Source organism: Arthrobacter sp. UKPF54-2 (assembly GCF_007858535.1).
Taxonomy (GTDB): domain Bacteria; phylum Actinomycetota; class Actinomycetes; order Actinomycetales; family Micrococcaceae; genus Arthrobacter.
In genome coordinates, this window is sequence record NZ_CP040174.1 from 352,726 (window position 1) to 377,885 (window position 25,160).

Consider the following 25,160-nt stretch of genomic DNA (forward strand, 5'->3'; position numbering starts at 1 on the left):
CCGTCGTGTTTCCGTGTGCTCACCGCCTTGCAGGCGGCGCCGGCGACCCCCCGATGGGCCCCGATGGGGTGCAAGAATGATGCCGTGACCACAACCGGGCCAGGCCGCCCCCGCAAGCAGCAACCCTCCCGACCGGGAGCCACCGCCCGTGAGGAAATCCTCGACGCCGCCGCCGAACTCTTCACCACACAGGGATACGCCAACACCTCCACCCGCTCCATCGCAGAGGCCGTGGGGATCCGGCAGTCCTCGCTCTACCACCACTTCAACCACAAGGACGACATCCTGGAGGTCCTGCTGGCGGGCACGGTGGCCGGCGGCCTCGCCTTTGCCCGCCGGGTCGGTGCGGAGGTGCCCGAACTTGCAGTCATTGATGGTGATCCAGGCATTGACAGCGACGGCCCGACGGCGGCCGTGGCCGCGCGGCTGCACGCCGTCGCCCTCTATGACGGCACCCAGTTATGCAACGCCCGCTGGAACCTCGGGGTGCTCTACAACCTACCGGAGGCGCGCAGCACACGGTTCGAGAGGTTCATGGCCGACCGGCAGGAACTTCGGGGACTGTACCGGCGGCTGGGGGCGGACCTGCCCGCGAACGGCTGGACCGGCGCGGGGCAGACCGGGGAGCTGGCCTTCCGGCTGGTCGAATCTCTGGTGAATCTCCGCGCCGACGGGCTAAACACGCCGGACTCCCCGCTCCAGGCGGCCGACGCCGGCATTGTCCTGTGCGGTCTGATTGACGGCCTCGCCGCGATCCGGACCCGTAGCGCGGCAATCGTGGCCCGGCTCGCTTCCTGACCGGCTCCGTGACGGCTCCAACTGACTGGCAGTAGTTGTCGTTTCGCGGGCTCAAAACGACAACAACTGCCAGCTACTTGGCCCCGGGCCCCGCGCTACCGCTCCGGCTGCAGCGCCTTGCTCCACAACACCGCGCCGTTGGCGTCGCGCAGGCTGGCGGTGAAGACGTCGTCGGCGTCGAGATCCACGTGGCCGAAGTACTGGCTCTTGCCGCTGCGCGGGGATTCGTTGGCGTAGGCGCCGGCCTTGAAGAACGCCACCTCCGGCCCGAATGTCCCGTCCAGGGCGTTCGGGCCGAAGCTGCCGGCATTGATGGGTCCGGCCACGAATTCCCAGAACGGGTCGAAGTCGGTGAACGCGGCCCGCTCCGGCGAGTAGTGGTGCGCGGCGCAGTAGTGCACGTCGGCCGTCAGCCAGACCACGTTCTTAACCCGGTTGCGCTTGAACGCGGAGAGCACCCCGGCGATCTCGAGTTCCTTGCCCAAGGGGGCGCCGGCGTCGCGGTTGGAGAGCGATTCCTGGTTGACGGGGCCGTCCGGGACCACCAGCCCCAGCGGGAGGTCGGCGGCGATGACCTTCCAGGTGGCCTTGGACTTGCTCACCTCGCGGATCAGCCAGTCGGCCTGCTCCTGGCCGAGGATGTGGGTCAGGTGCGGTTCCTTGCCATCAGTGTTGGCGTCCTTGAAGGTGCGCATGTCCAGGCAGAAGATCTCCAGCTGCGGGCCGCGGCTGATCTTGCGGTAGATCCGGGCGGGCTCGAAGCCAGTGCCGCCGGCGCTGACGCCGGCGATAGGCTGGTATTCCTGCCAGGCCTGCCGGCCGCGGGCGGCGAGGACGTCCACGCGGCGTTCGGTGTAGCGGCTGTCGGTGAGAATCTGTCCCGGGTACCAGTTGTTGTGCGTCTCGTGGTCGTCCCACTGCGCGATTACCGGAACCTGCGCGTACATGGCGCGGATGTTCTTGTCCATCATGTTGTAGCGGTGCCGGCCGCGGAACTCGTTGAGGGATTCGGCCACCTTGGAGACTTCCTCGGTGACGAGGTTCCGCCACACCTGGCCGTCCGGCTCGGTCACCTGCGCGCTGATGGGCCCGTCGGCGTAGATCGTGTCGCCGGAGTGGATGAAGAAGTCCGGAGCCGTGGCGTGCATGGCCGCGTAGCCGCGCATCCCGCCGATCTCCTCGTTGATGCCCCAGCCCTGGCCGGCGGTGTCGCCGCTCCAGACGAAGCTTTGGCCCCGTGCCGCGCGGCCGCTGCTGAGCTGCCCCGTTTTCGGGGCGGTGCTGAAGGAGCCCTGCGCGGTCTCGCCGGCGTTGCCGTCGGCGTCCTCGAAGTGCAGGCTCAGCGCGAAGCGGGTGCCGGCGGGCAGGTGTTCGGCGTTGATCTTGGCGGTGAAGTCGGTCGCCTCGGACGCGGCGCTCCCGCGCAGCACCCGCTGGAAGGCGCGGCCGCCGCGGAGCGGGGACCCGTCGTCGTCGACGGCCAGCACGTTGGCCACGAGGGTACCCGGGCCCGATGCGCGGGACCACAGCACCCCGGAGCCGGTGGTGACGTCGCCGGTGGCGATGCCCGACGGCAGGGTCAGGCGGTTGCGCACCAGCGCGACGCCGGCGGGCCGGGCGGCGCTGGCCGCACCGGCCGTTGCGGGGACGACGGCGGCAGCACCGGCGGCGGCCAGGGCACCTTTGAGGACGTTGCGGCGGGTGAAATCAGTCATGGTGTTCATCCTTGACTGCCCGCGTAAACCTGCGGTGGCGGGGGTGTGAACAGCGCCGGGCCGTTGGATTGAGGTGCCTACCGGAACCACAGGGTGGGCGGGAAGCTCCGGTTCGCCGAGGCGTAGGGTTCGCTGGGCAGGTTGCCAGCTTTCCACGGTTCGACGGACCTCACCTCGGGGGTGTGGCCGTGGCCGTCCCGCAGGATGGCGACGAAGGTGCCGGGGATTGCGACCAGCGCGGATCCGGCGAGCAGGATGGCGAGTACTTCCATGATGATGTACCTCTGTTGTGGGTGGTGAATGGATGACTCCAGTGTCTTCAGGCACCGTGTGAGCAGGCGTGTGAGGCCGGTCCGGCGGTAAAATTGCCGGTATGGCCGACACCTGGATTCGGCTCCTCGGCCCGCCCCGGATCGAACCCCCTGAAGCAGTAGCCCCTGTGGACTCCCAGCCCACGGGCGCCGCTCCCCCGGGCGCGGCTCCCCCGCAGCCCCGCGGCCGCAAGGCGTGGGCGGTGCTGGCTTACCTCGCCCTGAACCCGGCGGGCGCCGGCCGGTCCCGGACCGCCGCGCTCCTTTTTCCCGACGCGGCGGATCCCCTCGGCGCCCTGCGCTGGAACCTGTCCGAGCTGCGCCGGGTGCTTGGCGGGGCGGCGATCGCGGGCGACCCCCTGCGGCTGGAGCTGCGGCAGCCCTGGCGGTGCGATGTGCTGGAGCTGGGCTCGGCGGCCGCCCGGGGCGTGGATCCTGCCCGGTTCGAGGGCCAGCTGTTGGAGGGCCTCAACTTTGCCGACAGTCCGGTGTTCGAGTCCTGGCTCGCGGACCAGCGGTACCGGCTGGAGAACGCGGTGCAGTCGCTGCTCTATGACGCCGCGCTTGCCGCCCTGGCAGCCGGCGTCCCGGCGGACGCGGCCGCCCTGGCGTCCCGGGCGCTGCGGCGGGATCCGTTCAGTGCCGACTGCGCTGCCGTGCTGGTCAAGGCGCTGGTGGCCCTCGGTGAGCAGCGTCGCGCCCGTGAACAGGTGACCGCTTTCGGGGAGCTGTACCGCGCGGAGCTCGGGCTGCCGCTGCCGGAGGAGGTCCGCCGGGCGCTCTCGGAGCCGGGTCCCGCGTCGGATTCCGCTACGCCTGCCAATGCGGCGACCGTACGGTCCTACCTCGACGCCGGCGCCGCCTCACTCTCGGCCGGCGCGGTGGACCGCGGCCTCGCGCAGCTGCGCCTCGCCGTCGAACTGGCCCAGCGTGCGGGTGAAAGGCACCTGCTGGCCGAGGCGCTGGTGACGCTCGCGGGGGCGGTGATCCACCAGGCCGGGGGCCGCGGCGCCGAGGTGGCGGACTTCCTGCACCGCGCGCTGACGGCGGAGGCGCCCGACGGCGGCTCCCGCACGGCCGCCGCCGCCTACCGGGAGCTGGGCTACCTGGCGGTGCAGCGCGGCGTCCCGGACCGGGCGGCCGGCTGGCTGGCGAAGGCGATGCGGGCCGCCAAGGGGTTCCCGGACGAGCAGTCGAGGATACTGGCGATCCAGGGGATGCTCGCCTCGGACACGGCGCGGTACGGGGACGCGGAGGCCGCGCTGGGCGAGTCGGTGCGGCTGGCCGCGGGAGCGGGGAGCCGCCGGCAGCAGGCGTTCGACGAGGCGTTGCTTGGCCGGGTGTACTTGATTCGCGGCGAACTGGGCCGGGCCGCGGCGTGCCTGGACCGCGCCCTGGCCGGGGTGGCCGCCGAGCACTGGACAGCGTTCGAACCGTTTGTGGCCGGGCTCCGCGGCGAGACCTACCTGGCCGCAGGTCGCCTGGAAGAAGCTGCGGCGCTGATCGACCGGTCGTGGGTGATGGCTGAGCAGGCTGGCGACCACTGCTACATGGCCCTCGCCGCCGGTGCCGAGGCGCGGCTGTTCCTGGCGCACGGCGACCTGGCCGCCGCCGAACACTGGGTGGGCCGGGGCCTCGCGCCGAGCCCGTGGTACCTCTGGTACTCGGCCCGGCTGCTCGACGTCGCGGCGGAGGTGGCCTTGGCCGCCGGGTCGCCGCGGGCGTCCGAGTTCGCGGACCGGCTTGGCGAGCTGGCCAGCCGGTCCGGGATGCGCGAGTTCGCGGTGCGGGCCCAGTCGCACCGGGCCGCGCTGGGCGATCCGGACGCCGCGGAATCCGCGCGCTGGCTGGCCAAGGAGATCGACAACCCGGTGCTGGCCGGCTGGGTGGCGCAGCACCGGATGGGGTGAGGCGGTGGCCGGGGTGAGGCGGCCGCCGTCGGGCGTTGCTGTGCGGTTGCTCTATCACGTATGGCGGTTCTGACGGCTCCAGAGCAGCCACAGGTGATAGAGCATCCACAAAGGAGGCTCTCAGCGGGAGGCGGCGTCGACGAAGGCGACCTGGCCGGCGTACTGCTGGTAGAGCTTGACCGCTTCGTCGACGTCGATGTTGCCAATGTCGAGGGAGACGGCGAGGCCCTCGAGCTGGGCGTTGGATGTTTCGGCGGCGCTCACCCGGTCCGCGACGGCGCGGGAGGTGGCGAAGTTGGTGGCGAGGGCCGCGGCGATCGAGAGGATCACGGCGAGCAGGCAGAGCACGCGCCAGACGATCGAGTCCTCACTGAGCGCGAAGAGGCCGGCGACGGCGTCGGTGAACCCGGTGCCGCCCACCGCGGGGCCGGCGGTGAGCGCGGCGGCGAGGCCGCTGCCGATGATGCTGATGTTGGAGAGCCGGTTCCGGCGGGGCCGTTCGCGGGCCAGGTAGGCGCGGATGGCTTGCTGTTTTTCGTCGATCCGGGCGGACAGCCGCTGCCGGGCGTCTGGTGTTTCGCTCATTGTGTGTGCCAGCTTCCCTCGCCGATCCCTGGGGCTCCGCGTAGTGGCGACCGCGGACAGCAACAGGATGCTCTCGGCCGGGGTTGGTGTCCAGAGTGTGGCGCTTGAGGGCCCTCCCCCAACTGACTCGCAGTTGTTGTCGTTTTGCGGGCTGAAAACGACAACAACTGCGAGCTACTTAGGCCGGCCCGGCACACCCGGGTTAAACAAAAGCAGGGCCCGTCCGGAGACGGGCCCTGCTAGAAACCTAACGGTTCCGGGTATCTAAGGAAATTAGATAGCCTGGATGTTGGTGGCCTGAGGACCCTTGGGGCCCTGCTCGGTTTCGAAGGAGACCTTCTGGTTCTCTTCGAGGGAGCGGAAGCCGGAGGAGTTGATCGCGGAGTAGTGCGCGAAAACGTCCTGCGAGGAGTCATCCGGGGAAATGAAGCCGAAGCCCTTTTCAGCGTTAAACCATTTGACGGTACCAGTAGCCATTATTTTTGTCCTTCGTGAAGGTGGAGGAACTGTCCCGACTTTCGGGTCCTCCTGTTTGGGGTGCTCAAAACCGCTGCTTCAGAAGAACACGGGCTTTCGACCGTGCGTACTGCCTGAACTACGAACTGCATAAACACAACAACAGGATCTACTCTACAGGACGGATCGACGGACGGTTTACCACACGTCATAAAGGCGGTCAGGAGACGGGCTGCTTCTCCCGGCCCAAGTCCGCGGCCGACGACGTCGTCCCCGCCTCGCGTTCGACGCCCGGTTCCGCCGGGCTGCCCGCGAGGGACCTGCCAAGGCGCCGCTCCACCGCACGTCCGGCGGCGATCGAGAGCCGGTGCGCGGGCCGCTCGACGTAGCGGTAGAAAAGCTCGGCGACCACGAGCGCGGCCGCGGCGGACACCGCGAGCGGCAGGGGCAGCGAGACGTTCCGAAGCAAAGTGACGCCGGCCAGGATGATCGGCAGGTGCACCAGGTAGAGGCTGAAGGAGACACGGCCCAGCCATTGCGCCACGGCCGTGTCCCCGAGCCTCTTCGCGGAGCCGCACAGCAGGAACACCAGGACGATCAGCGTCGCACCGACAGTAATGAGCGCCTCGACGCCGGCGATCGGCTGTGCGCGACTGACCCATTCGGCGTTCGCCAAGAACAGGCCGGCGGCGGTGATCGGGAGCCAGACGAGCCGCGGCCAGGAACGGGTCAGCCTGCGGATCCCTTCACGTTCGGCGCCCAGGATCGCGCCTATCGCGAAAATCGGCAGGTACGTCAGCGCCTCCACGTGCAGCACCCCACCCACCACGGTGAGCATCAGCAGCATGCCGAGCTTCAGGTGCCAGAAGCGCCGCCAGCGCAGGGCAACGAAGACGTAGGCCGGCAGCAACAAGGAGAACAGGACTTCCCACCGCAAAGTCCACAATGGAGTGTTGAGGGTGCTCGCGCCCAGCAGCAGCAGGCTGTCCTTGGCCGCCCGTGCGAGGCTCGGGTCCACCACGTACATGTCCGCCCAGGAGCTCTGCAGCGGCGACGCTGAACGCGGAATGAGTGCAATCAGGGAGACCGCCAACGCCAGGGCCGCCCAGGCGGGCACGTAAAGGCGAAGCAGCCGCTTGGCGTAGTACGGCGCCCAGCTCCTGGCGGCACTGGCCCCGGTGAACGGCAGGATCAGGACGAAGCCGGAGAGTACAAAGAAGACATGGACGGCCGGGGTGCCGTTCCAGAGCAGGTGCAGCGGGGAGAACACTGCCCACATCCCGCCCGTATCGAGAGGCGCGGACCGGTGGTCGAAGACCACTTCCCCGATTTTCGGGAGCGTGGAGATCAGATGGCAGGCCACCACCACCAGGGCGGCGATCCCGCGGAGGCCGTCCAACTGCGTGACTCGGGTTTGACCAGACTGATTCCGCATCCGTTCCATGTTACCAGTTCGTTACATTTGGAGGACGACGACGTCCTGCCTGCCGTGCCGCGCTGGAGCCGTTCCAGTCCTAGGACCTTGCCTCAATATCGCCAGTGCTGGACTCGGCGATCCGCTTGATCGCGGCGAGCGTCCTCGGAATGCCGTCGAGCGCCTGCTGGGTGCGGTCCGCGATTTGGGCGTCCGCCCCGTCGCCGAATTTCTCCACGAACATGGCGATCCCCTCCGGCAGGAATTCCCACGATTCGCTTAGGACTGTTCCGGCGTCGGACGGTGTGAGGGCGAAGCCCCAGCGGACATACTTGCCCCCTACCACCCACGCGAACTCGCGGCCGCGCTCGGCAGCCACCACCTGCGACCGGGTCTCCCAAGTCCGCGTCGGGAGCTCGTTTCGGCCCGTAAACCAGGCCCCGACGTGGCCGGCGCTGTCTTGGTCGTCCCACCAGCATGACGTACAAACCGGGCTCCACTCACCGGTGCGGGTGATGTCGGAGACCAGGTCGTAGAGTATCTCGGCTGAGGCGTTGACCGTGACCGAATCCTGGTATTGGCGGATGCTGCGCTGATTCATGAGGTCCATCCTTACAGATGCGTCCCGCTGCCGCCGAAGGACGCCGAGGACCGCCGCAGGGACCGCTCCCGCCACCGGCGCCGCCGAGAAGGAATCTGCCGCGAGCAATCCGCAGCCCTGCCTCCTCCGAATTGCTGGCATAAGCATCGGAGCGGCCGCACCCCGGCCGGCCCGCCACCGCAAGCCCGCACCCAAGGAGCAACGCATGACCACCACCACCCACACCCGGACCACAGCCCGCACCACCGTCCAGAAGGCAAGCCTCGCCGTCGGCGCCGTCTTCCTGCTGGTCGGCATCCTGGGCTTCGTCCCGGGGATCACCACCAACTACGAGTCGCTGCAGTTCGCCGGCCACCACTCCGAGGCCATGCTGCTGGGCCTGTTCCAGGTCTCGGTCCTGCACAACGTCGTCCACCTGCTCTTCGGCGCTGCCGGCCTGTTGCTGGCCCGCACCGCCACCGGCGCCCGCGCCTTCCTGCTGTACGGCGGCGTCATCTACCTGGTCCTGTTTGTGTACGGCCTGGTGGTCCCGGAAGGTTCGGCCGGCGACTTTGTGCCGCTGAACAGCCTGGACAACATCCTGCACCTGGTGCTCGGCGCCGGCATGATCGCGCTGGCAGTCATCCTCACCAAGGGCCGCGCCAAGGCCCGCGCGTAACGCCCGCCTCGCACTTCTCAGCGAACGCGACCACCGGATTCCGGTGGGCGCGTTTGTTGTTTCAGCTCTTGTCCCGCGGTTCCGACGCCGACAAGGTTCGCTTCCGTTCGCTGGTCCCAGACCTACCGGCGGTGAATGTCACGCCGCCAACCACCGGCAACAGGACGACGACACCAATGAAGATTTTGGTTCGTGGATTCATGACCCTTCCCACTCCGTCGAACAGGCCAGCCGCCGGCGTCACGGACCTCCTAAAGAAATATTCCCGCATCACCGGTTCGGATGCTCCCCGCGGGTCTAGGGTGAGACGGTCGGCACCCGCCGCGAAAACCCTCAAGGAGGGTGCATGACTTCCAGCCAGTCCAGCTCCGAACAATTCGGCCAGCATCTGAAGAGCGTCGGCGGCTCAGAGGCCGACGCCAACGGTTCCGACTACGTCGTCACGGAGGAAGACACCGTGGAAAGCGTCGTCTCGGGCCTGCGGATGAAACAGCAGGAGCACGGCAATCAGGCCAGCGAGCCCTCCATCCTCCATGCCTCGGCCCAAGTCCTCATCAGCAGGCGCGATGAGCAGGATCCGGCCCATCACGCCGGGACCTCCCAACAGGGGACGTACCAACTGGACATTCACTTCGGCGGCGGCCACAGCACCCGGGAACCCATCCCCGAAAGGGACCTGGAAACCGCCCAGATCTGGGCCCAGGGCCGGATCGACGCCCAAGGTGCAGACTTCGGTGCCATCTATTTTCCCTCCGGCGGCGGCATTGCCCCCGGAACGGGTGCACTGGAGTGCAGCTACGACCGCGCGGTGGGCTGGTACCGGTAGGCTGCGCGTCCGCGGGTTTATCCTGCAGAAAGACCCGCTCGATGGCCGCCAATCCCCGGAGGTACTCATGGAAATGCCGAAAGCATCCGACGCCGACAAGGAGCACTTCCGCGCTGTGGTGCCGGAGACTCCCGAGGTGGTCATCAAGCCGATGTTCGGGAACCTGGGGGCGTTCGTGCACGGCAACATGTTTGCCGGCCTGTTCGGCCCCACCATCGGCGTGAAGCTCTCCGACACAGACAAGGCGACGCTCGAAAGTACCGAGCGGACCGTCCCGTTCGGCCCGGCCGAGCGCCCCATGGGCGGCTACACCGGCTTGCCGGAGATCTGGAACGGCGAGGGCGACGGCGATGAGGCGCGCGCGAGGGCCTGGGTGGAAAAGGCGTTCGAGCATGTGGCCGGGCTGCCGCCGAAGGTTGCGAAGGCGCCCAAGTCACCGAAGGCTCCTAAGAAGTAGTCATGTCCTCCCCCGGCGCAGGACCAGTCCACGACATCGACACCCTCGTGATCGGTGCCGGACAGGCGGGCCTGGCAACCAGCTACTGGCTAGGCCGGCACGGCGTCGACCATCAACTGCTGGAACGGCGGCCGGAACTGGGCGGCGCCTGGCAGGACCGCTGGGACTCGTTCTACCTGAACACCCCGAACTTTGCGTTCCTGCTGCCGGAGCTGAGCTACGACGGTCCCGCGCCGGACGCTTTCCTCCCCCGCGACGAGGTGATCGGGCTGTTCCGTGACTACGCCGCGCGGATCAAGGCGCCGGTCCGGCTCGGCACGGAGGTGACCCGGGTCGGGGTCGTCGACGGCGGCTTCACGGTGGAGACCAATCAGGGTCTCTGGAAGGCACGGAACGTCGTCCTGGCGAACGGCGCGTTCCAGCGTCCGCGGATCCCGGCGTCGGCCGCGGCACTCCCCCGGCACATCCTTCAGCTGCACAGCCACGACTACCGCAACGCGCAGCAGCTTCCCGACGGCGCCGTGCTGGTGGTGGGCACCGGGCAGTCCGGCGGCCAGATCACCGAGGACCTGCTCGACGCCGGCCGGGAGGTCCACCTTGCCGTCGCGACCTGCCCCGAGGCTCCGCGGCGGTACCGCGGCCAGGACGTTTTCTACTGGATCCTGCAACTCAACCTCCACGGCCCCGAATTCGGCATCAACGGCCTCCAAACGGACCAGCTGCCCTCACCGGCCGCGCGGTTTATGTGCAACCCGCTGATCTCCGGCAACGGCGGCGGCCACAGTATCCACCTCCGGGACCTCGGCCGCCGGGGCGTCCGCCTGCACGGACGCTTCGAGGGAACGGACGACGGCGGACTCGTCTTCAGCGACGACCTCCCCGCACGCCTCGCCCTGGTGGAGGCCGGGTTCGGCGAGCGGCTGGGACGGATGGCCGACGCCTACATCGCCGCGGCAGGCATCGACGCGCCGCCCGCTGAGCCTGTGCTGGCGGACGACTGGCTGCCCGCCGAATCGGGGGCGCGGCTCAAGCTGGAGGCCGAGGACGTCACCTCGGTCATCTGGTGCACCGGCTACGGCCTGGACTTCAGTTTCCTCGACCTGCCGGTGCTCGACGAGTGGAACTACCCGCGGCACAGCCGCGGCGTCACCGAGGTCCCGGGGCTCTACGCTGTGGGCCTGCCCTGGCTCACGAAGCACCTGTCCGCCACGCTATCCGTGGTGGGCGACGACGCGGAGTTCGTGGCCGCGCACGTCGCAGGGCGGTGACGGGGCGTTTTCAAGCTCGTGCCGCTACGGTGCACCAACCCCTTCACGGCCGTGTCCTTGTGGTTGATGAGGGTGTCGAAGCCCTGCTCCACCAGGTCGTCGAGCGCGATCCTGCCGGTGATGCGCGATTTGAGGTCCACCTTGCCCAGCTTGGCCATTAATGACTGAAGGATAGTCCCGGACGTAGGCGACGGTTGCCGCGCAGGTCGATCTCCTTGAGCACCAGCTTCTGCATGTCCATGTTGGCGGGCGCACCCCAGATGGACACGTTGCCCCCCTTCCCCGGGGTCGGACGGCGTCGAGCATAGTATCCAGCACCGCGTTTACGCCGGCGCACTCGAACGCCCATGCCCTTGAGGATGGCCGCGGTCAGCAGCCCCGGATGCGGATGCCCCAGACCGGGGCAGAAGAAGGTGGGGCCTCTCAGGTATTCATGCAGGTCCGTGCCGCAGATGCCGCACCGCTCGACGTCCCCCCGGCATGAAATCGTCTGGACCCACCTGGCCAGCCGAACCTGTGTCCGGAAGCGGATGGCGGCATGCCCGGGCTGTGGGGCCCCGGACACCAGATCGATTCCGCCCCCCGGGACGCCCTGCAACGGTGGACGACTCGGAACACCGCAGCCGCGACATGACGGCACAGTGTGGCAACTGCGCAGTCGACCGTGACACGCGGTAAGTTAATGGCGTCAGACGGGATGCCTGGGGCACATCCTTGGGCCGTTAGGTTCCCGTCGATGCCGGGGCATTCGGGCCCCCTTCACGTTCTCGGTCGCCTACATAGGGCAAGGGCACGGCTTGATGGTTCCATATACGGGTTCCTTACCCTTCGGTACCCTAAGATCTCTCGAGGACTACTTGGCCGTCAGCAGCGGCCGCGGATCAATGAGGCATGAAAAATGACAGACCTGAAAACAGCGACCCAAAGCACGCGCAATAGAGTTCCGCTCGTGGCCACCCAAGCTGAGAAAAGTGTCCGCTTGAGCGCCGACATCACTCCAGCAACGTATCGGGAACTAACTCGAATCTCACAAGACTTTGCCTTCCAAATTGGACGCACGCGTGTCGCACACGTTGACGTCGTGCGGTCACTGCTTGAGGAACTGATCGTAAATCCGAGTCTTCGCGACATCGTTCGTGACCGAATTGAATCGACGCTGGCTGGTCGCTAGGACTTCACACAGTTTTCCTGCCCTTTCAAAAGCATTTGTTTTGTCCGATGCGCTGTGTGAGGGCCGTAGGTTGGGGACGGACCGTTACAGCCGTCAATGCATAATGCTCTCGGTGCCCCCTTGAAACGGGTCGGTATCCTCGCCTAACTCCAAGCTCACCGAAACAAGCGGGCCCGCTAAATCAGCGACCAGGCGTCGTTCAGTCTCCCGTGACGCCTCGCGGTCCAGATGCCCAGCTGTCGACGGTCCAGCGCCGAGAACTCCGATGGGCCCTCTGTGCCGAGGTCGCCTCCCTTTGCCGCTAGGTTGTGACATTCGAACGGTCGACCATTTTCGCGGCCAGGTTCTGGACCTGTTGAAGTAGGTGCTCCGGCTTTGCCTCGAGGTCCAAGGCATGGCTGTAGATGTGAATGTCGGCGCCGTCGATCTGGTGCAGGACCTCATCATTGTCGGCCTTGGCGTAGACAAGATGCCCGACTTTCATTTTGAACCTCGTGCAGTAGGCAAGCATTTGGTACAAGTCCGCGTTCGGGAACCGTTTGTTCTTTTCGGCCTTGTACTTTGCGTCCAGAACGGCGAGGACCACATCGTCCTTATGCCAGACAATGTCCGGGCGAAGGGCGACTTTGGCGCCGACGTCCAAGTGTTTGCCCGCGTATTGCAGATCTATCCTTCCGTCGCTGGAATCCATGGCTTCACGGAGAGCCACCGAGACGAAATCCTCGAACACTTCCCACATATCGAAGAGGAAGGACCTGGCAGCGACTTCCCCGGCAGGCTGCTCCAAGGAACCATGGCGGAGGATGATCTGGGCCAAAATAGCAGCCGGTCGGTAGTGGGCGTTCAAACGGGTAAACAGAATTTCCGGAGGCGCTGCCCCTCGGGCAATGGAGGCCACCCCATCGAATTTCAGCAGCAGCTTCCGAAGTGACTGCCTGTCCGATTCGGCGAGGCGAGGAACTGTAAGGAGAGTTCTAGCCGCCGACAGCAGGAGGCGGTTCTCGGCCACGTCCACGGTGTAGTCGTCGTACGAAACCTCGGCAGGCAGGGGCAGACCGGCGCGGCGTCCAATCTGACCCGGCACATCGAGTCTGCCTCGGATCATTGGTTCAGCTTCGTGGACAGTTCTGTATCCCTGAAGGAGCCCTTGGACGGTCGCCTTCTTCACCTGCCGGATATATGCGCTGGCGATGCTACTGACCAGCTCGTCATCAGAGGAAAGGGAAACGTCATCGTCGCGCCAATAACGAGGGGCCTGCGAATATCCCATGAGAAAGAACAGTCGAGACATCGGCATCTTTGGTCGGATGCTGAGTTCGTCGGACCCGACGGCGATCACGCCAACTTTCGATACCCCCGACACCGTCCACTGACCGCCTCCTTCGGGAAGAGCGGTAGCGATTCCCAAGGCGTTAATTGCACGGCCCAGCTCGTCCGGCAAAGCCAATTTCTGGCTGGCGCCGCTTTCACGAAGTTCGAAGGTCGCCAACGACTATTCCGCCTCGGCCGGTGCCGTACTCTCACCGATCGTGTCCGTCGGGACACTATTCTTCATGGCGGAACGCTCCGCGCGCAGTGTGTCGATCCTGTATTGCTTCAGTACTTCCTTACCCTCGCCGTAGTGATGCTCTTCGAGAAGCGGCAGGATTTCCGATGACCAGATGCGGTCCAGAACTTCGTGGGTGAGTTCTCCGCGTTTCGGCATCAAGTATGACGGTCCGACGCTGAACGCCGGGTCCTTGATCTTTTTGTTGAGTTGGTTGAGTAGCGCCGCGGGCTCCTGGCCGAGCTTGTTGTGCTGGTGCGCCTCGAGCCAAGCGCTAAGGACCCCGCTGACAGGTTTATGCGCCGGGTGAAGCTCCCGGAAGGCAAACCGGCGCCGCATCGCCGCGTCCATGAGGGCTATGGAGCGGTCCGAGGTATTCATGGTGCCGATAATGAAGAGATTGTCCGGCAGCTCAAAGGGTTCTGCGCTGTATTGGAGATTGATCTTCCGGTGCCTGTATTCCAGCAGGAAATAAAGCTCGCCGAAAATCTTTGCGAGGTTACCGCGGTTGATTTCGTCAATGACAAGCACGAAGTTCCGGTGCTTGGCCTTGTTGGCCTTATCCACGATCCGCCGAAGCGGCCCGTCTTTGAGCTCGTAGCTGAGAGTGCCATTGACGGTGACCGGGCGGTAACCCTGGAAGAAATCTTCGTATGCGTAGCTCGGATGGAACTGAACCAGCTCCGCTTCGTCGCGTGCAATGTGTTCAGCGAGGGCCATCGCGACGAAGGTCTTGCCTGTACCTGGCGGACCAAACAGAATCAGTTGGCGCTTGGACTCCAACAAATCCAATGAGTCCTGCAGCCACACTTGGTCGATGAACACCCTCCCGCGCAGGGCGTCGTCTGCCCGCGGGAAAGGAGTGCGTTCCTCTCCGGGTGCCGGCAGCGGTTCGGCAGGAGGCTCGTCGTCTCCTGCGCCTGAGCCGGTGGGCCTCGGGTTGCTCCCCTTCTTCCACAGGGGTTTATGTTCCTCGTCATAGAAATCGACGTGTTTGCCGCTCTCCTGCTGCAGACGCAGGCCGATGCTGAACAGGTCCCGGTCAATATCGCCTGTGGAATCTGCGTCATGACGGATGAACGCGTTGCGAATCAGACCCTTGTCCTCGTCGGAAAAGCTATCCGTGAAAGTCTCAGGATGGACCATGTACAGCAGAGCATTCCGTTGCGTCGGGAAGTTGTGACCTTTCACCCCGAAGACAAAAGATTTCCAGGCCCAAGGATCCTGCAGCACTTCTTGCTGCGCCTCCAGCGTGGCTTGCAGATAGGCCTCAACCACCGAAATGACTACCACCATCGCTTGGAAGGTGTTGCTATTCATGGCTTGGCCGGGCATAACGACGCCGTTCTTGAGCCCGCTGAGAACCTGCTCGGGAATGGCAACTGGCTCGTCCAGGGTCTGCAGAACTGCTGAGATTCGTTCGCGTTTTTTGCCGAATCCGATGGCCCGATCCACCGACGGAAGCACCTGCCAAGTGACGAGCTCGGCCATCAGCAGCCGAGCGTCATCGGAGGCTTCTGCAAACTGTTGGCGAACCTTCTCGAGGAACGTCCCCTCGCCCGTGTCAGGAGCATCGATGAACCTCTGCCGGATTTCCGAAATTGCCTCTACCGTCCAAACGTCACGGTCCGGGTCGAACACCGACGTACCGTCGCGAAGGCCCCGTTGCACGAATAACGCAGTCGTGGTCCGGAAAACATCCTCTGCGGGGTTCCGTGACACGAGCACCGTGCGGAGTTGTTCTGCGCGATTAGCCTTTCGGGCCGCGGTCTGGGCGGCGCTTAACTTGGCCATCTGCCCGAACAGTTCGTCTGCCCCTGGGTAAAGGTCCAGCGCTTTGACCCCTTCGGGCGTAATGCGCCAGATCCCGTCCGTCTTGGTCATCCACCCCGCAACAACTAGGCCGATGGAGTCGAAAGACAAGCTTGAGTATCCACGGAGCTGGTTGCTCGGATTGGTCATAGACTCAGCGGGGCTGAGAGGAACAAGTTCGACGGCGAGTTGGAAGATCCCGTCCGCGTCTTTCGTGTTGGCGACTCCCTCGGAGTGCGCAGCCAATATCTCCAGGACGGCGCGAATGCGCTTTCGACGGTTTGGGCCGGTGCTTTCAGACATATGTTCTCTACGTCCTCTTCGATGTTGCGGAACTGGCGTGGCTAGCTTTCCAATTACTCCACGATTTCCAGGGCGGGCAGATTTGCGACGATGTTATTGGTCTCCACCGGCGCTGTGACGATGCGCCTGATGAGGTCCAGGATGTAGCGGGGCTTAGCGGCTTCGCGGCAGTAATCGCGACGGGCACAGGCGCGCGTCGCCGTCTCGCCGGCGGCTTCCCCATGGGCTACGCGGGGGCATCTCCCGCTGCGACGAGGCGACCCACCGCCTCCCCCACAACATCGTCCAAGTAATCGGCGAGAACGCTGTTATGCATCGCGTCCATGGCAATGTGAGACCGTTCCGCTCGGATCAGTTTGATCGCGTCACGAAGAAGCTCAGCGCGGTTACCCTTAAACCCCTTCATTTCCGCGCGCCACAACACCTGTTTCAACTGCTGCGCGAGCCTGGCGTTCTTAGCGATCGTCGGGCGCTCCATGATCTGCACGAACTCGTCTTCATTCAAGGGTGCACATGTGGGCGGAACCCATGTGAGATCCGGTCCCAGCACATGAGCCCGCCACCAGAGCCGGCGCAGGGCGTTGCGCGGCTTCCCCACGAGTCGGTCAGCGTGTCTGGTAGGGAACCGCCAAGGTGCCAGCTCGGGAACCAGTACTAGGGTGATGAAGGACCACACACCTTCCTCGGCGGCATCTGCCGGAACAATTCCCATGTCGCGGCGAAGGATCGTTCCGCAGATTCGGTCGAATTCCCCCTGTTTGGATGTCTTGAGTGGCCGAGGGAAGCCGAATTCTTCGCACAGTCCCCGGAGAGTCGTCTGTAGGTCAAGAAGCTGCTGACCGGAGACCGGGAGGCCCCCCGTGGGTGAGCATCCGGCGTCCGCATGGTGTGTCGCGCCACGTTCTCGGAGTTGTTCCACACTTAGGTCCGCATGTTCGTCGACTAGCAGAGCAGCACGATGCGCATCGAGCCTGGGGTAAAGAAAAACGAAGTCATTGGCGCTCAATTGAATAGTCCTCGATTCTGTTGAATTCTGGCTTCGAAGGCGCCTGTGTCGTTTGCGAATTCGTGGGCCAGAAGCTCCACCGGGACGTCCGGCCACAGCAGCGCCAAGCTTGCTCGGAGGCCACCAGCTACGCTCAAGTCATCAAAGTCCGTATCGCCGTCCAGCACCTCGGGCATGGAGAGACCCGCCGAAGCGATTCTCCTCGACACGTCGACGTCAATCATTCTCTGGATTTGTGCGGTTGCCGCATCTTTCGCACCGCTGAGGAGCCTCTGAATCTCTGGGCGACCCGAGTTCAACACGACCTTGATATTGGATAGGAACAGTGCGTGCGGATCCGTCGCGTCCACGTGAATGAACCATCCCGCGTGATCCAGTTTGGGTCGAGTGACACTGAAGTCCTCCGCGTACGTGGGGAACTGGGCGCCAATACCTTGAAGATACGTCTTCTGCGTAGCCGTCCAAAGAATCGAGCCCTGCTTTGAGGGAGCTAGTCCGTCCGTTGGCTCGGCGACCGTCACTACGACCTGGGTTGTCACTGCCAAGCGCCGGGCGAAGTGCTGACCGGGGACCTCGACGGTGAGGGCACGGACGTCATTCCAGCCAGCTGGGACGTCAACTAGTGCCAGGACACTTTCGGTGCTCGTGGCTTCAGAGGAAGCCGTCACAAGCACCCCGAGCCTACTCCCGGGACCCAAGTGGACTTCGGACAAGATTTGCGCTTCGTCCAGGGTTATGAATGCAGACAGAATCAGCCGAGTCTGGTAGTCCCAGTGCTCGAGCTCTTCCGGCAGTGGAACGTTATCGTCGCCGAGCTGCTGGTACCAGCCATCAAAGGAAATGCTCTCCGATGTTGGAACCAAAAACGGCGGTACTTTGACTTTCAATTTTGTTCTCCCACACCGACGGCAGCATCGACGTCCCACAGAACGCTCATGCGTCCCGAATTGGCCGCTTCCAGCACAACCCTATGCTTGTGCGTGCCTTCGAGAATGATCTCGGAGTTGATGCCATGCACATCAAAGTCGACGCCGTTGGCGCTGACTTTGCGCAGGTGCAGAGTCTTGTCGAGCGACGCATCGAGACCGGTTCCGTCCAGAGCTATCCCCACGTTTACCTGCAGGGCGGTCCGTGCACTGCCTGCGGCCGGGACGACGTCAATGACCGCTCGGGATACGTGCAGCCCGTCAACGATCTCAACGGTCGAACCCACCAAGGCGAGTGAAGGTCGTGCCGCCGAGTGACTGGGAGAGGGCGCGGTTCTGACTTTTCGGCCCTTTCCTTGACCCGCTTTGCCAAGGACCAAATGGCCCAAAGCGTCCGCTATGCCTGCTGTGCTGACAGCGCCCTTCGTGGGGGGCGGAGCAATTGTTCCCCAGCGCTCTGTTACAGCTCTTTGAATGTCTCGCAGCACTTTCCGAAGGATGTTCTTCTCCATCCTGTCGTCCACAGTGTCCGGATTCCATGCGTCGTGCGTGGGCGGCTCAGCCCGGGCAAAAATTCCGTCGAATTCATCCGCGGCACGGAAGACCCCGGCCCATTCGACCGCAGGGTCGGGTGCAATCGGACCCGCTAGGTATTCAATAACGAGCTCCGGGCCGCGGAGCAAGGCGACATGGTGGGCGGCCGAGTTCGTGAATGGGGACGCCGGGTGCGGCGACTCGTCGTCGTCCGGATCATGCCCGTCGTCCACAACTGCTCGCTGTTCCCGCGCGAACGGAACCGTACCGAGGTGGCCCAAAGTCATCTTCTTCGGTGTGCTTCGCTCAATTGCACGCTTCTGGAAAGTAAGCGAGGCTTCCTCCCCCATGACTAAGTCCTGATAGGCCTCGACAAACCTGGCCAGCGGCGGGCGGCTGGTGAAAGCGGGAATTGGGACTTGAACACCGTCATGTCGGACGGAACAATGCAGGGGCGCCACTCCGTCTTTCCGCGGAACGAGTTTGGGCCAAAGGTGCCACAGAATCGATTCAGTGAGGAAGGTAACGGCTTGCCCCGGCGTCCGTTGTCCGAGGTCGGGGGAAACGATCATGACGTTGGTGCCAAGTTCCCCATCCTTGAACGCCGGCATGCCGAGGCGCGCGGCCAAAGCCTCGGCGGCTGCGCCTTCAATGGGCAGCGGCGCACCATCACCGTTGACCCCCCACCAGTGGCGACCGGTGAAGTTCTTGCCGTCTCGAACGAAGCGGTTGCCGATTGCGGCTGCAATCAAGCGAGTGACAGTCTTACCGCGGTGTGTTGTCCGACTGTGGATTATCACGGAATTGGCTTGGGAGACGACGTAAGCAATCGTCTTGCCGAACCCGTAAGTTCCCCCTGTGTTGCCTTCCGTCTTTGACTTGCCGGCATTCAGGACGAAATTCGCCCAGTTCTGTTTGCCGTCGGTTGATACTTCATCGGCGGTCGCCGGTCCGTCCAACCCTCGGGTGCCGCGGTCGGACACTATTAGCACGTGCAGCTCACGGTCATTGAGTGCTTGGCTCAGCAGTGTTCCTTGGACGTCAGCGGCGCTCTGGAAGACTTCCGCCCGCAGCACTTCTCTGAATCCATCCGTTGCCTGCCGAAGGTCCAAGTCGAAACGCACGGTGCGAGCACCATGAGGTCGGGCATCCCAGCTGTTCTGAGCAGTCTCTCGTACCAGCACCGTCAGAGGGTCAAGCGAGGGTCGGCCTAATAGCTTGTAGAAACCCTCCGCGGACAGGCCACCGCTCGGGGGGAGTCGCTCGGGGATCCATTCAAGCATCAGTGGTTCCTCCCGCCAGGCACATATAGAGGGCATCGAGCTGGGTCTGCGAAAGCGAGGCGTTCAACTGCCCCGCCAAGTCGATGACGTAGCTGATTTGCTCCACTCCATCAGGGACTTGAGCTTGGGCAAACTTCCCAGGAACAATCCGGGGGAACGCTGGTTCCGTCACGTCAAAAGTGTGTTCAGTCGAGATGCTGAGAGTGTATGCCCCGTAAATGTCCTCGAAGCCGGCTCGGTACCCTGCCCTCAGCAGAAGAAGTTCAAATTCAAGCGGATCGACATTGAGTGCTTTGATCCGACGAACTGCCTTTGGCAGCGAGTCGCCCTCGGGGGCGAGTAAGAACTTGAAAAGGCTCAAATAGAGCGTGCTGTTGCTCGGTTCGTTGAGCTGTTCGACACTACTGATTTTGGTTCGATGTCCCTCGCGGGCGAGGGAGGCCTTGACTTCCAAGGCATGCCCACTCACTCTGAAGTCGTGTTGTGATTTAGAAGGCCCGGACCAGACAGCCAATCCTCGCGCGCGGTCCCGAGACAGGATTCGCTCCAACGTAAGCAATTCCGCAAGCAGCCCAGCGGCCTGCGGAAGCGTCAGCAATCCGGACAATTTCGTCCGCGCAAAAAGCTCTCTCCAATGTTCGACATGGTCTGTCAAAACCCCTGCACAGGGTCCGGAGGATGGCAGACGTCGGACCAAGTCGCGAACAAAAATGATGAAAACGTCGTTCAGATCCGAGTCGACACATGTGACAGATGCATACGACTTTCCTTTGACAAGAGTTCGCTCCAAACGAATGGCTGCGCCGCCCAACTGGTCCGCGAACGCCTCACCACTGAGCAGCGGAACAAGCACCGTGAACTGCCCCGCCGGATTGGCTGCAGCGATGAGCGGGCCAGCCTCGATAGCTGGCCCCAACGTGTGCATATAGAGCTCGGCCGAGCCTTGAACGGCTAAGGAGTGGACCACGTTCCAGATTGACTCAAAGGAATACTGGCTAGCCGTCAAGAGACACCTGATTCAGGGTGTTCTCGGTATCAACGTACACATCTTCATCAACGTCCTCGTCCGACGTCGCGGTGATGGTGCTGCTGTCCAGCTTGCCCAAGTCAACGTGCATCATGTCCTTTGGCTCAGAGCCAGGAGCTGCGGCGGGCAGGCACATCGCCAAGCCGACGAGCGGACCAACCGCATCCAGCTGAACCCTCTTTTCGCCCTTTCCGTTGGTTTCTGGATTAGCGCCCTCGGACGTCGATGCGGGTTTCGAGTTCGGCGCGATCGGGTATATCAGCAGCAGAGGCGTGCCGCATTCGTTTCGGGCTTTTACGATGGCTGAAGTGGACGATGGATGACGATCCAGGTCCAGAGTGAAGTCCGACGTCGACGTGATCGCCTTGAGGTAGGCAGGACTGTCTTCCCAGTCCTCCCGAGCACCCACGACGACGCGTGAACGCCCGATCGGGTGGAAGGGGCGCACAAGTCCCATGCTGACGTCGTCGTAGTCGGGATGCGGCGTGTCCCGAGAGACCACGGCTACATTCCACGAAACGAGCCTCCCGAATTCGACCTGGCGCCGGACGTATTCGGTCAGCAGGTTCCCACCCATTTCCGAAGACGAGTGGAACGAGTACTGGCTCAAGAAACTCAACACACCCTCCGCCGAGACATCCTTGAGCAGGAGAGAGCCTGGGTGCATGGTGTCCGCCGTGGCTTTGCCAGCGTTATCCGATATCAGTCGCGTGGCCGCTGCCCAGTTCGCATCAACGACCTTACTGACTTTGTGATCGAACATGATTGTCTGCGGCCGTGCGGAACTGAACGACGCCGTAACCGGGACCGCGTACTGCATTTTCAGTTTGGAGGTGATCTGCATCTTGGGATGCAGCAGCAGTCTCACAGCCAGCTCACCGGGGGTCAGCCCGTCCTGAGCATATCGAGCTATGTCCTCTCGTATGGATGATTCGATCTCTGACAGGAAACGGAAATCGTTGGCCAACGAGGCGGTGGTCCACACTCGCGGGAGGTCTGCGTAGCCAGTTCGATAGCCAAACCAACGGCCCATTTGGAGCGCCGAATCGTACATCGATGAGCTTCGCAGGAAGAACGACGAGATCAGTCCTTCCAAGGTCAGCCCGCGAGACAAGGTATTCCCGCCCACAGCGATGACCGTAGCAGGCTCGTCCGTATAGATGAGACGGTCATCCGAAAAACTATTATCAGCCAGCACTTGGATCTTCGCCAGGACCGACGGCACAGCCTCGGACATCTCTTGGAAACTAATCGGAGACAGTTCATGCCGCTCCGCTGGCTCGGCCAATGTTTCAAACTCCCATTGTTGACGCCATCCGTCCATGTCACCTGCCAACCACTCCTGGGAAAGGACCTTCAGGTGCTTTCTAATGACCGGGACAAAGTCCAGCTGCGGCTGCACCCGCATCGTAGTGTGGACGAGCATGCTGGAGTGTTCATCCACGCCTGCGCGGGCTCGTCGTGCAGCTGTGGCCATGATGAACCACCTGATGGCGTCACCAAGAGCCGGTGAAACTTTCGCCGGCGGGGACTTCTTAGCTGTCACAACGTATCCCTTGGCCTCGGCTTCCGGCACAAAACGGATCATGTCGTGGCCTGCCGCCGCGGTCAGGTCCTCGTCCTCAGAGATCGGAGTGCCGAAGAGTTCCTCGGCGCCAAAATAGTCCTTCGGCTTGGGGAGCGGATAAATGAAATCGCGGGGGTAGATCCCCTCGGAGTCCTTCGGGTTGGCGAGGACATTCGCAAAGGGTGTGGCGGTGTATCCCAGATATGTCACCTTTGGGAAATTCAGAAGCGACTTCAACTTCGCGTGAATGGCCGACGAATTGAGTTCGGATCCGGGCGCCATTGTATTGGCTGTGTTGATGCTCGCCTGATCTGCTTCATCGTCAATGATCAAGATAGGGCAATTGTTGAGCGCCCCATGCTCCTGGGCTGTTTCCAACCAATTGACGAGGTTTGTGAGGCGCGAGACGTTCTTCTTCACCACTGCCAGGAGCTTGAGCTCGCTCCCGGCTACTAGCGGCAATGCCATCACGGGGTTGCCGAAATCGGCTTCCTCGGTAGTCAGCCCGACCCAGTTGATCGGGTTGATGTCGACGATTTGTTGTTCTAAGCGAAGCTGAGTCTGGCGTCGGAGCGAGTTATGCACCCCCGACAAGACGATGAACAGCCGGTATCCAGCATCGGCGGCCTTGGCTATCGTTGCCGTGAAGTTCGCGGTTTTACCAGACTGGACGTAGCCGAGAACGAGGCCGCGTTTGGCGAACCGGTGGTCGGCCGGGTTGCCGAGCCGTGCCACGACCGCTGTGGACGTATCGTCCAGGGACGGCACGGCATCTTTCCATTTGGGCTGGGACAGAAGGTCATCACGCAACTTCGGCCAGAACTTGTCCCGGGCTTGAGGGCCGAAGTACCAAGGGGCCATGTTTGCCGGTTCGAGAACTCCTTCCTCGTCCTTCTTGAGGACCTCCTTAAGAATTTCGAAGTAGCGGCCTTCCACTTCATCCAGCACGAGTGCATCCACGCCCATGACTGCCAAGCTGTTCTTGGCATCTTGAACCGTATTGCCAGTTGCGACGATCACAGTCAACTGCTTCAGGCACGCTTCATGCTTGTCGGTCCACTCCATCGTTCATTCCTCACCGTCGGTTCTGCGTACACGGACAGCCCCAATCCTGACGGTGCCCACCGACAATATACATAACGCCTATGGGCTGCCGACCGCGGTAGCCGGTTTAGACACGCGCTCACTACTGCTGTCCTAGGTATGGCGGCGCTAGACGCAAGGCGGGGAAGAACAACTCAGGCTAAAACTCGCTTATTCAAATATGAGGCCTTGATTCAGGACCGAGAAAACGGTTGATGAGGAGTTCAAAACAGGTTCCAAGTCCTGCGCGGCTGTTGCGACCTCGGAGTCGTTCGCTACCGCCTGCGGCTTGCCCTGAACAAGCGTGCCCCCGGACTTTCCCACGCAAGACCCGGCAGGGACTTCATAGCTTAGACACCCGACTATGGCCTCCGGGCTGCGGCCTGCAACTGCCTCGCGCGGGGCCTGCAGTTGGGCGCATCACCGGAGACTCTTGCATGTCGGGGGTCCATGGCAGTCTTGTTCCACCTCGGATCCGGCGAACCTGGCAGGCGCCGGTCTACTGACTATCTGGCAACGGCGCGGCGTTGCCTCGCTGGGTCATTTGTAGGACAGAATGTCAGGTGAACAACCCAGTTAGGACAAGATGGACAACGCAAATACTCTCCTCGCCCAGGCTCGTGCAAGGTACACTCAACGGCAGCTTGCAGACCAGCTGCAGGTCTCCCATCGGACCGTCGCCCGCTGGGAGAACGGCGAAACGCCCTGCCCCACAATGCTCGCGCCTGCGCTGAAGGAACTGCTCGGACTGCGGCCAGCCACGACCGCCCAAGATTTTACGTTTATCGATCTTTTCGCTGGCATCGGGGGCATACGCAAGGGTTTCGAAGCCCACGGCGGCCGCTGCGTCCTGACCAGCGAATGGAATAGCTACGCCCAGAAGACCTACTTGGCTAACTTTCCGGATGACCAAGAGGATGCTCACACTTTTGTTGGTGACATCCAGCCCTTTCCGGCAAGCGAGGTGCCCGACCACGACGTCCTGCTCGGCGGATTCCCGTGCCAGCCGTTCTCCATCGCCGGCGTCAGCAAGAAGAACTCACTAGGCAGACTGCATGGCTTCGAAGACGCAACGCAAGGCACGCTTTTCTTCGACGTAGCCAGGATCATCGATGAAAAACGACCCGCCGCGTTCATGCTGGAGAACGTCAAGAATCTGAGGTCGCATGACAAGGGGCGAACTTTTGCCGTCATCATGGAAACTCTGCAGGAGGAACTCGGATACGAGGTCCACTTCAAGGTTATCGACGGTATTGGTTTTACCCCCCAGCACCGGGAACGGATCATAATCGTGGGCTTTCGCGAACCCACTGACTTCAGCTGGGATGATCTGGAACTGCCACCTGTGGGCCCGAAACTACACACGATTTTGCACCGGACGGACGGTTCGGAGCCGCTGCTTGAGTGGGACGGCGACCGCTACTTCGATCATGACAACCGTGAGGTTCAACCGAAGTTCACACTCACGCCAAAACTCTGGGCATACCTTCAGGCCTACGCGGCCAAGCACAAAGCCGCTGGAAACGGATTCGGGTTTGGGCTCGTTCACCCATCCGGAACGACCCGAACACTGTCAGCAAGGTACTACAAAGACGGCTCCGAAATTCTCGTGTCCCAGGAAGGAAACCGGCCCCGTCGACTAACCCCACGAGAATGCGCCCGCCTGATGGGCTATGACGATACTTTTCGGATTCCCGTCAGTGATACCCAGGCGTACAAGCAGTTCGGAAACAGTGTCGTGACGCCCGTGATGCGCGAAGTTGCGCGGATCATGACTCCGCACGTGCACCGAATCGTCGAAGCTTCGAAGGTAGACGAAAGCCTGTCCGCCTAACCCTGCTTCAGGCTGTGTCGTGGCGCAGGCTTCCGCCTGCGCCACGCTACATTGTCTGCGGTAGGCGAA

At 63.3% G+C, this 25,160-nt stretch carries 20 protein-coding genes and 1 pseudogene; 7 read left to right on the forward strand and 14 right to left on the reverse strand.

What is annotated here, in order from left to right; genetic code table 11:
* The first annotated feature begins 84 nt into the window (after positions 1–84).
* The gene (locus tag E7Y32_RS01490; protein WP_146335496.1) at positions 85–798 is read left to right on the forward strand and encodes a TetR/AcrR family transcriptional regulator; all 714 of its coding nucleotides are present in this window, start codon (positions 85–87) and stop codon (positions 796–798) included.
* Between the two features lie 95 nt (positions 799–893).
* On the opposite strand, the gene E7Y32_RS01495 is transcribed toward E7Y32_RS01490, so the two are convergent.
* Positions 894–2,522, reverse strand: a complete 1,629-nt coding sequence (locus tag E7Y32_RS01495; RefSeq protein WP_146335497.1) for an alkaline phosphatase — start codon at positions 2,520–2,522, stop codon at positions 894–896.
* Positions 2,523–2,590: 68 nt separating this feature from the next.
* Positions 2,591–2,785: a hypothetical protein gene (locus E7Y32_RS01500; protein WP_146335499.1), complete on the reverse strand. Its 195-nt coding sequence runs from the start codon at positions 2,783–2,785 to the stop codon at positions 2,591–2,593.
* Between the two features lie 101 nt (positions 2,786–2,886).
* On the opposite strand from E7Y32_RS01500, the gene E7Y32_RS01505 reads away from it, so the two are divergent.
* On the forward strand, positions 2,887–4,734 hold the full coding sequence (locus E7Y32_RS01505) for an SARP family transcriptional regulator (RefSeq protein WP_146335501.1): 1,848 nt from the start codon (positions 2,887–2,889) through the stop codon (positions 4,732–4,734).
* Positions 4,735–4,854: 120 nt separating this feature from the next.
* Here the strand turns inward: E7Y32_RS01505 and E7Y32_RS01510 are convergent, their stop codons facing one another.
* The 4 genes from E7Y32_RS01510 to E7Y32_RS01525 form a co-directional block, all read right to left on the reverse strand.
* Positions 4,855–5,319 (reverse strand): hypothetical protein, encoded by a 465-nt coding sequence (locus tag E7Y32_RS01510; RefSeq protein WP_146335503.1) that lies wholly within the window; start codon positions 5,317–5,319, stop codon positions 4,855–4,857.
* A 273-nt stretch (positions 5,320–5,592) separates the two neighbouring features.
* On the reverse strand, positions 5,593–5,796 hold the full coding sequence (locus E7Y32_RS01515; RefSeq protein ID WP_011690916.1) for a cold-shock protein: 204 nt from the start codon (positions 5,794–5,796) through the stop codon (positions 5,593–5,595).
* 199 nt (positions 5,797–5,995) lie between these two features.
* The gene (locus E7Y32_RS01520; protein WP_186467021.1) at positions 5,996–7,210 is read right to left on the reverse strand and encodes an acyltransferase; all 1,215 of its coding nucleotides are present in this window, start codon (positions 7,208–7,210) and stop codon (positions 5,996–5,998) included.
* Positions 7,211–7,289: 79 nt separating this feature from the next.
* Entirely contained in the window at positions 7,290–7,790 is a 501-nt protein-coding gene (locus E7Y32_RS01525) for an SRPBCC family protein (protein WP_146335506.1), read from the reverse strand.
* 205 nt (positions 7,791–7,995) lie between these two features.
* Between E7Y32_RS01525 and E7Y32_RS01530 the strand changes: the two genes are divergently transcribed.
* The 4 genes from E7Y32_RS01530 (at position 7,996) to E7Y32_RS01545 (ending at position 10,999) form a co-directional block, all read left to right on the forward strand.
* Complete coding sequence (locus E7Y32_RS01530; protein ID WP_146335507.1) at positions 7,996–8,448, forward strand: DUF4383 domain-containing protein; 453 nt, start codon at positions 7,996–7,998, stop codon at positions 8,446–8,448.
* A 346-nt stretch (positions 8,449–8,794) separates the two neighbouring features.
* Positions 8,795–9,274, forward strand: a complete 480-nt coding sequence (locus tag E7Y32_RS01535; RefSeq protein ID WP_146335510.1) for a hypothetical protein — start codon at positions 8,795–8,797, stop codon at positions 9,272–9,274.
* A gap of 67 nt (positions 9,275–9,341) precedes the next feature.
* Positions 9,342–9,731, forward strand: a complete 390-nt coding sequence (locus E7Y32_RS01540; RefSeq protein ID WP_146335512.1) for a TfoX/Sxy family protein — start codon at positions 9,342–9,344, stop codon at positions 9,729–9,731.
* 2 nt (positions 9,732–9,733) lie between these two features.
* Positions 9,734–10,999: an NAD(P)/FAD-dependent oxidoreductase gene (locus tag E7Y32_RS01545; protein WP_146335514.1), complete on the forward strand. Its 1,266-nt coding sequence runs from the start codon at positions 9,734–9,736 to the stop codon at positions 10,997–10,999.
* 29 nt (positions 11,000–11,028) lie between these two features.
* Here E7Y32_RS01545 and E7Y32_RS16500 read toward each other — a convergent pair.
* From E7Y32_RS16500 to E7Y32_RS01585, 8 genes and pseudogenes are all read right to left on the reverse strand, one after another.
* A pseudogene (locus tag E7Y32_RS16500) lies at positions 11,029–11,344 on the reverse strand (2,3-butanediol dehydrogenase); the annotation flags it as partial.
* A 1,127-nt stretch (positions 11,345–12,471) separates the two neighbouring features.
* Positions 12,472–13,659, reverse strand: coding sequence for an McrC family protein (locus tag E7Y32_RS01555; protein WP_146335516.1), 1,188 nt, complete (start codon positions 13,657–13,659; stop codon positions 12,472–12,474).
* A 3-nt stretch (positions 13,660–13,662) separates the two neighbouring features.
* Complete coding sequence (locus tag E7Y32_RS01560; protein WP_146335517.1) at positions 13,663–15,831, reverse strand: AAA family ATPase; 2,169 nt, start codon at positions 15,829–15,831, stop codon at positions 13,663–13,665.
* A 226-nt stretch (positions 15,832–16,057) separates the two neighbouring features.
* Positions 16,058–16,336 (reverse strand): hypothetical protein, encoded by a 279-nt coding sequence (locus tag E7Y32_RS01565; RefSeq protein WP_146335519.1) that lies wholly within the window; start codon positions 16,334–16,336, stop codon positions 16,058–16,060.
* Between the two features lie 497 nt (positions 16,337–16,833).
* Positions 16,834–17,724 carry a hypothetical protein gene (locus tag E7Y32_RS01570; protein ID WP_146335521.1) on the reverse strand — a complete coding sequence of 297 codons (891 nt, stop codon included), beginning with the start codon at positions 17,722–17,724 and terminating at the stop codon, positions 16,834–16,836.
* Positions 17,721–19,421, reverse strand: a complete 1,701-nt coding sequence (locus E7Y32_RS01575; protein ID WP_146335522.1) for a hypothetical protein — start codon at positions 19,419–19,421, stop codon at positions 17,721–17,723. The genes E7Y32_RS01570 and E7Y32_RS01575 overlap by 4 nt, the downstream gene beginning before the upstream one ends.
* Before the next feature lie 151 nt (positions 19,422–19,572).
* Positions 19,573–20,586: a PD-(D/E)XK motif protein gene (locus tag E7Y32_RS01580; protein ID WP_146335524.1), complete on the reverse strand. Its 1,014-nt coding sequence runs from the start codon at positions 20,584–20,586 to the stop codon at positions 19,573–19,575.
* Positions 20,576–23,239: a Z1 domain-containing protein gene (locus tag E7Y32_RS01585; RefSeq protein ID WP_146335525.1), complete on the reverse strand. Its 2,664-nt coding sequence runs from the start codon at positions 23,237–23,239 to the stop codon at positions 20,576–20,578. Before E7Y32_RS01585 ends, E7Y32_RS01580 begins: the two co-directional genes overlap by 11 nt.
* 604 nt (positions 23,240–23,843) lie before the next feature.
* On the opposite strand from E7Y32_RS01585, the gene dcm reads away from it, so the two are divergent.
* Complete coding sequence (dcm, locus tag E7Y32_RS01590) at positions 23,844–25,091, forward strand: DNA (cytosine-5-)-methyltransferase (RefSeq protein ID WP_146335527.1); 1,248 nt, start codon at positions 23,844–23,846, stop codon at positions 25,089–25,091.
* Positions 25,092–25,160: the final 69 nt, after the last annotated feature.

Coding starts and splice junctions, on each gene's coding strand:
- E7Y32_RS01500 (WP_146335499.1), bottom strand. CDS start 2,785: ATGGAAGTACTCGCCATCCTGCTCGCCGGATCCGCGCTGGTCGCAATC.
- dcm (WP_146335527.1), top strand. CDS start 23,844: ATGGACAACGCAAATACTCTCCTCGCCCAGGCTCGTGCAAGGTACACT.
- E7Y32_RS01520 (WP_186467021.1), bottom strand. CDS start 7,210: ATGCGGAATCAGTCTGGTCAAACCCGAGTCACGCAGTTGGACGGCCTC.
- E7Y32_RS01525 (WP_146335506.1), bottom strand. CDS start 7,790: ATGAATCAGCGCAGCATCCGCCAATACCAGGATTCGGTCACGGTCAAC.
- E7Y32_RS01530 (WP_146335507.1), top strand. CDS start 7,996: ATGACCACCACCACCCACACCCGGACCACAGCCCGCACCACCGTCCAG.
- E7Y32_RS01545 (WP_146335514.1), top strand. CDS start 9,734: ATGTCCTCCCCCGGCGCAGGACCAGTCCACGACATCGACACCCTCGTG.
- E7Y32_RS01535 (WP_146335510.1), top strand. CDS start 8,795: ATGACTTCCAGCCAGTCCAGCTCCGAACAATTCGGCCAGCATCTGAAG.
- E7Y32_RS01510 (WP_146335503.1), bottom strand. CDS start 5,319: ATGAGCGAAACACCAGACGCCCGGCAGCGGCTGTCCGCCCGGATCGAC.
- E7Y32_RS01540 (WP_146335512.1), top strand. CDS start 9,342: ATGGAAATGCCGAAAGCATCCGACGCCGACAAGGAGCACTTCCGCGCT.
- E7Y32_RS01585 (WP_146335525.1), bottom strand. CDS start 23,239: ATGGAGTGGACCGACAAGCATGAAGCGTGCCTGAAGCAGTTGACTGTG.
- E7Y32_RS01515 (WP_011690916.1), bottom strand. CDS start 5,796: ATGGCTACTGGTACCGTCAAATGGTTTAACGCTGAAAAGGGCTTCGGC.
- E7Y32_RS01495 (WP_146335497.1), bottom strand. CDS start 2,522: ATGAACACCATGACTGATTTCACCCGCCGCAACGTCCTCAAAGGTGCC.
- E7Y32_RS01560 (WP_146335517.1), bottom strand. CDS start 15,831: ATGTCTGAAAGCACCGGCCCAAACCGTCGAAAGCGCATTCGCGCCGTC.
- E7Y32_RS01505 (WP_146335501.1), top strand. CDS start 2,887: ATGGCCGACACCTGGATTCGGCTCCTCGGCCCGCCCCGGATCGAACCC.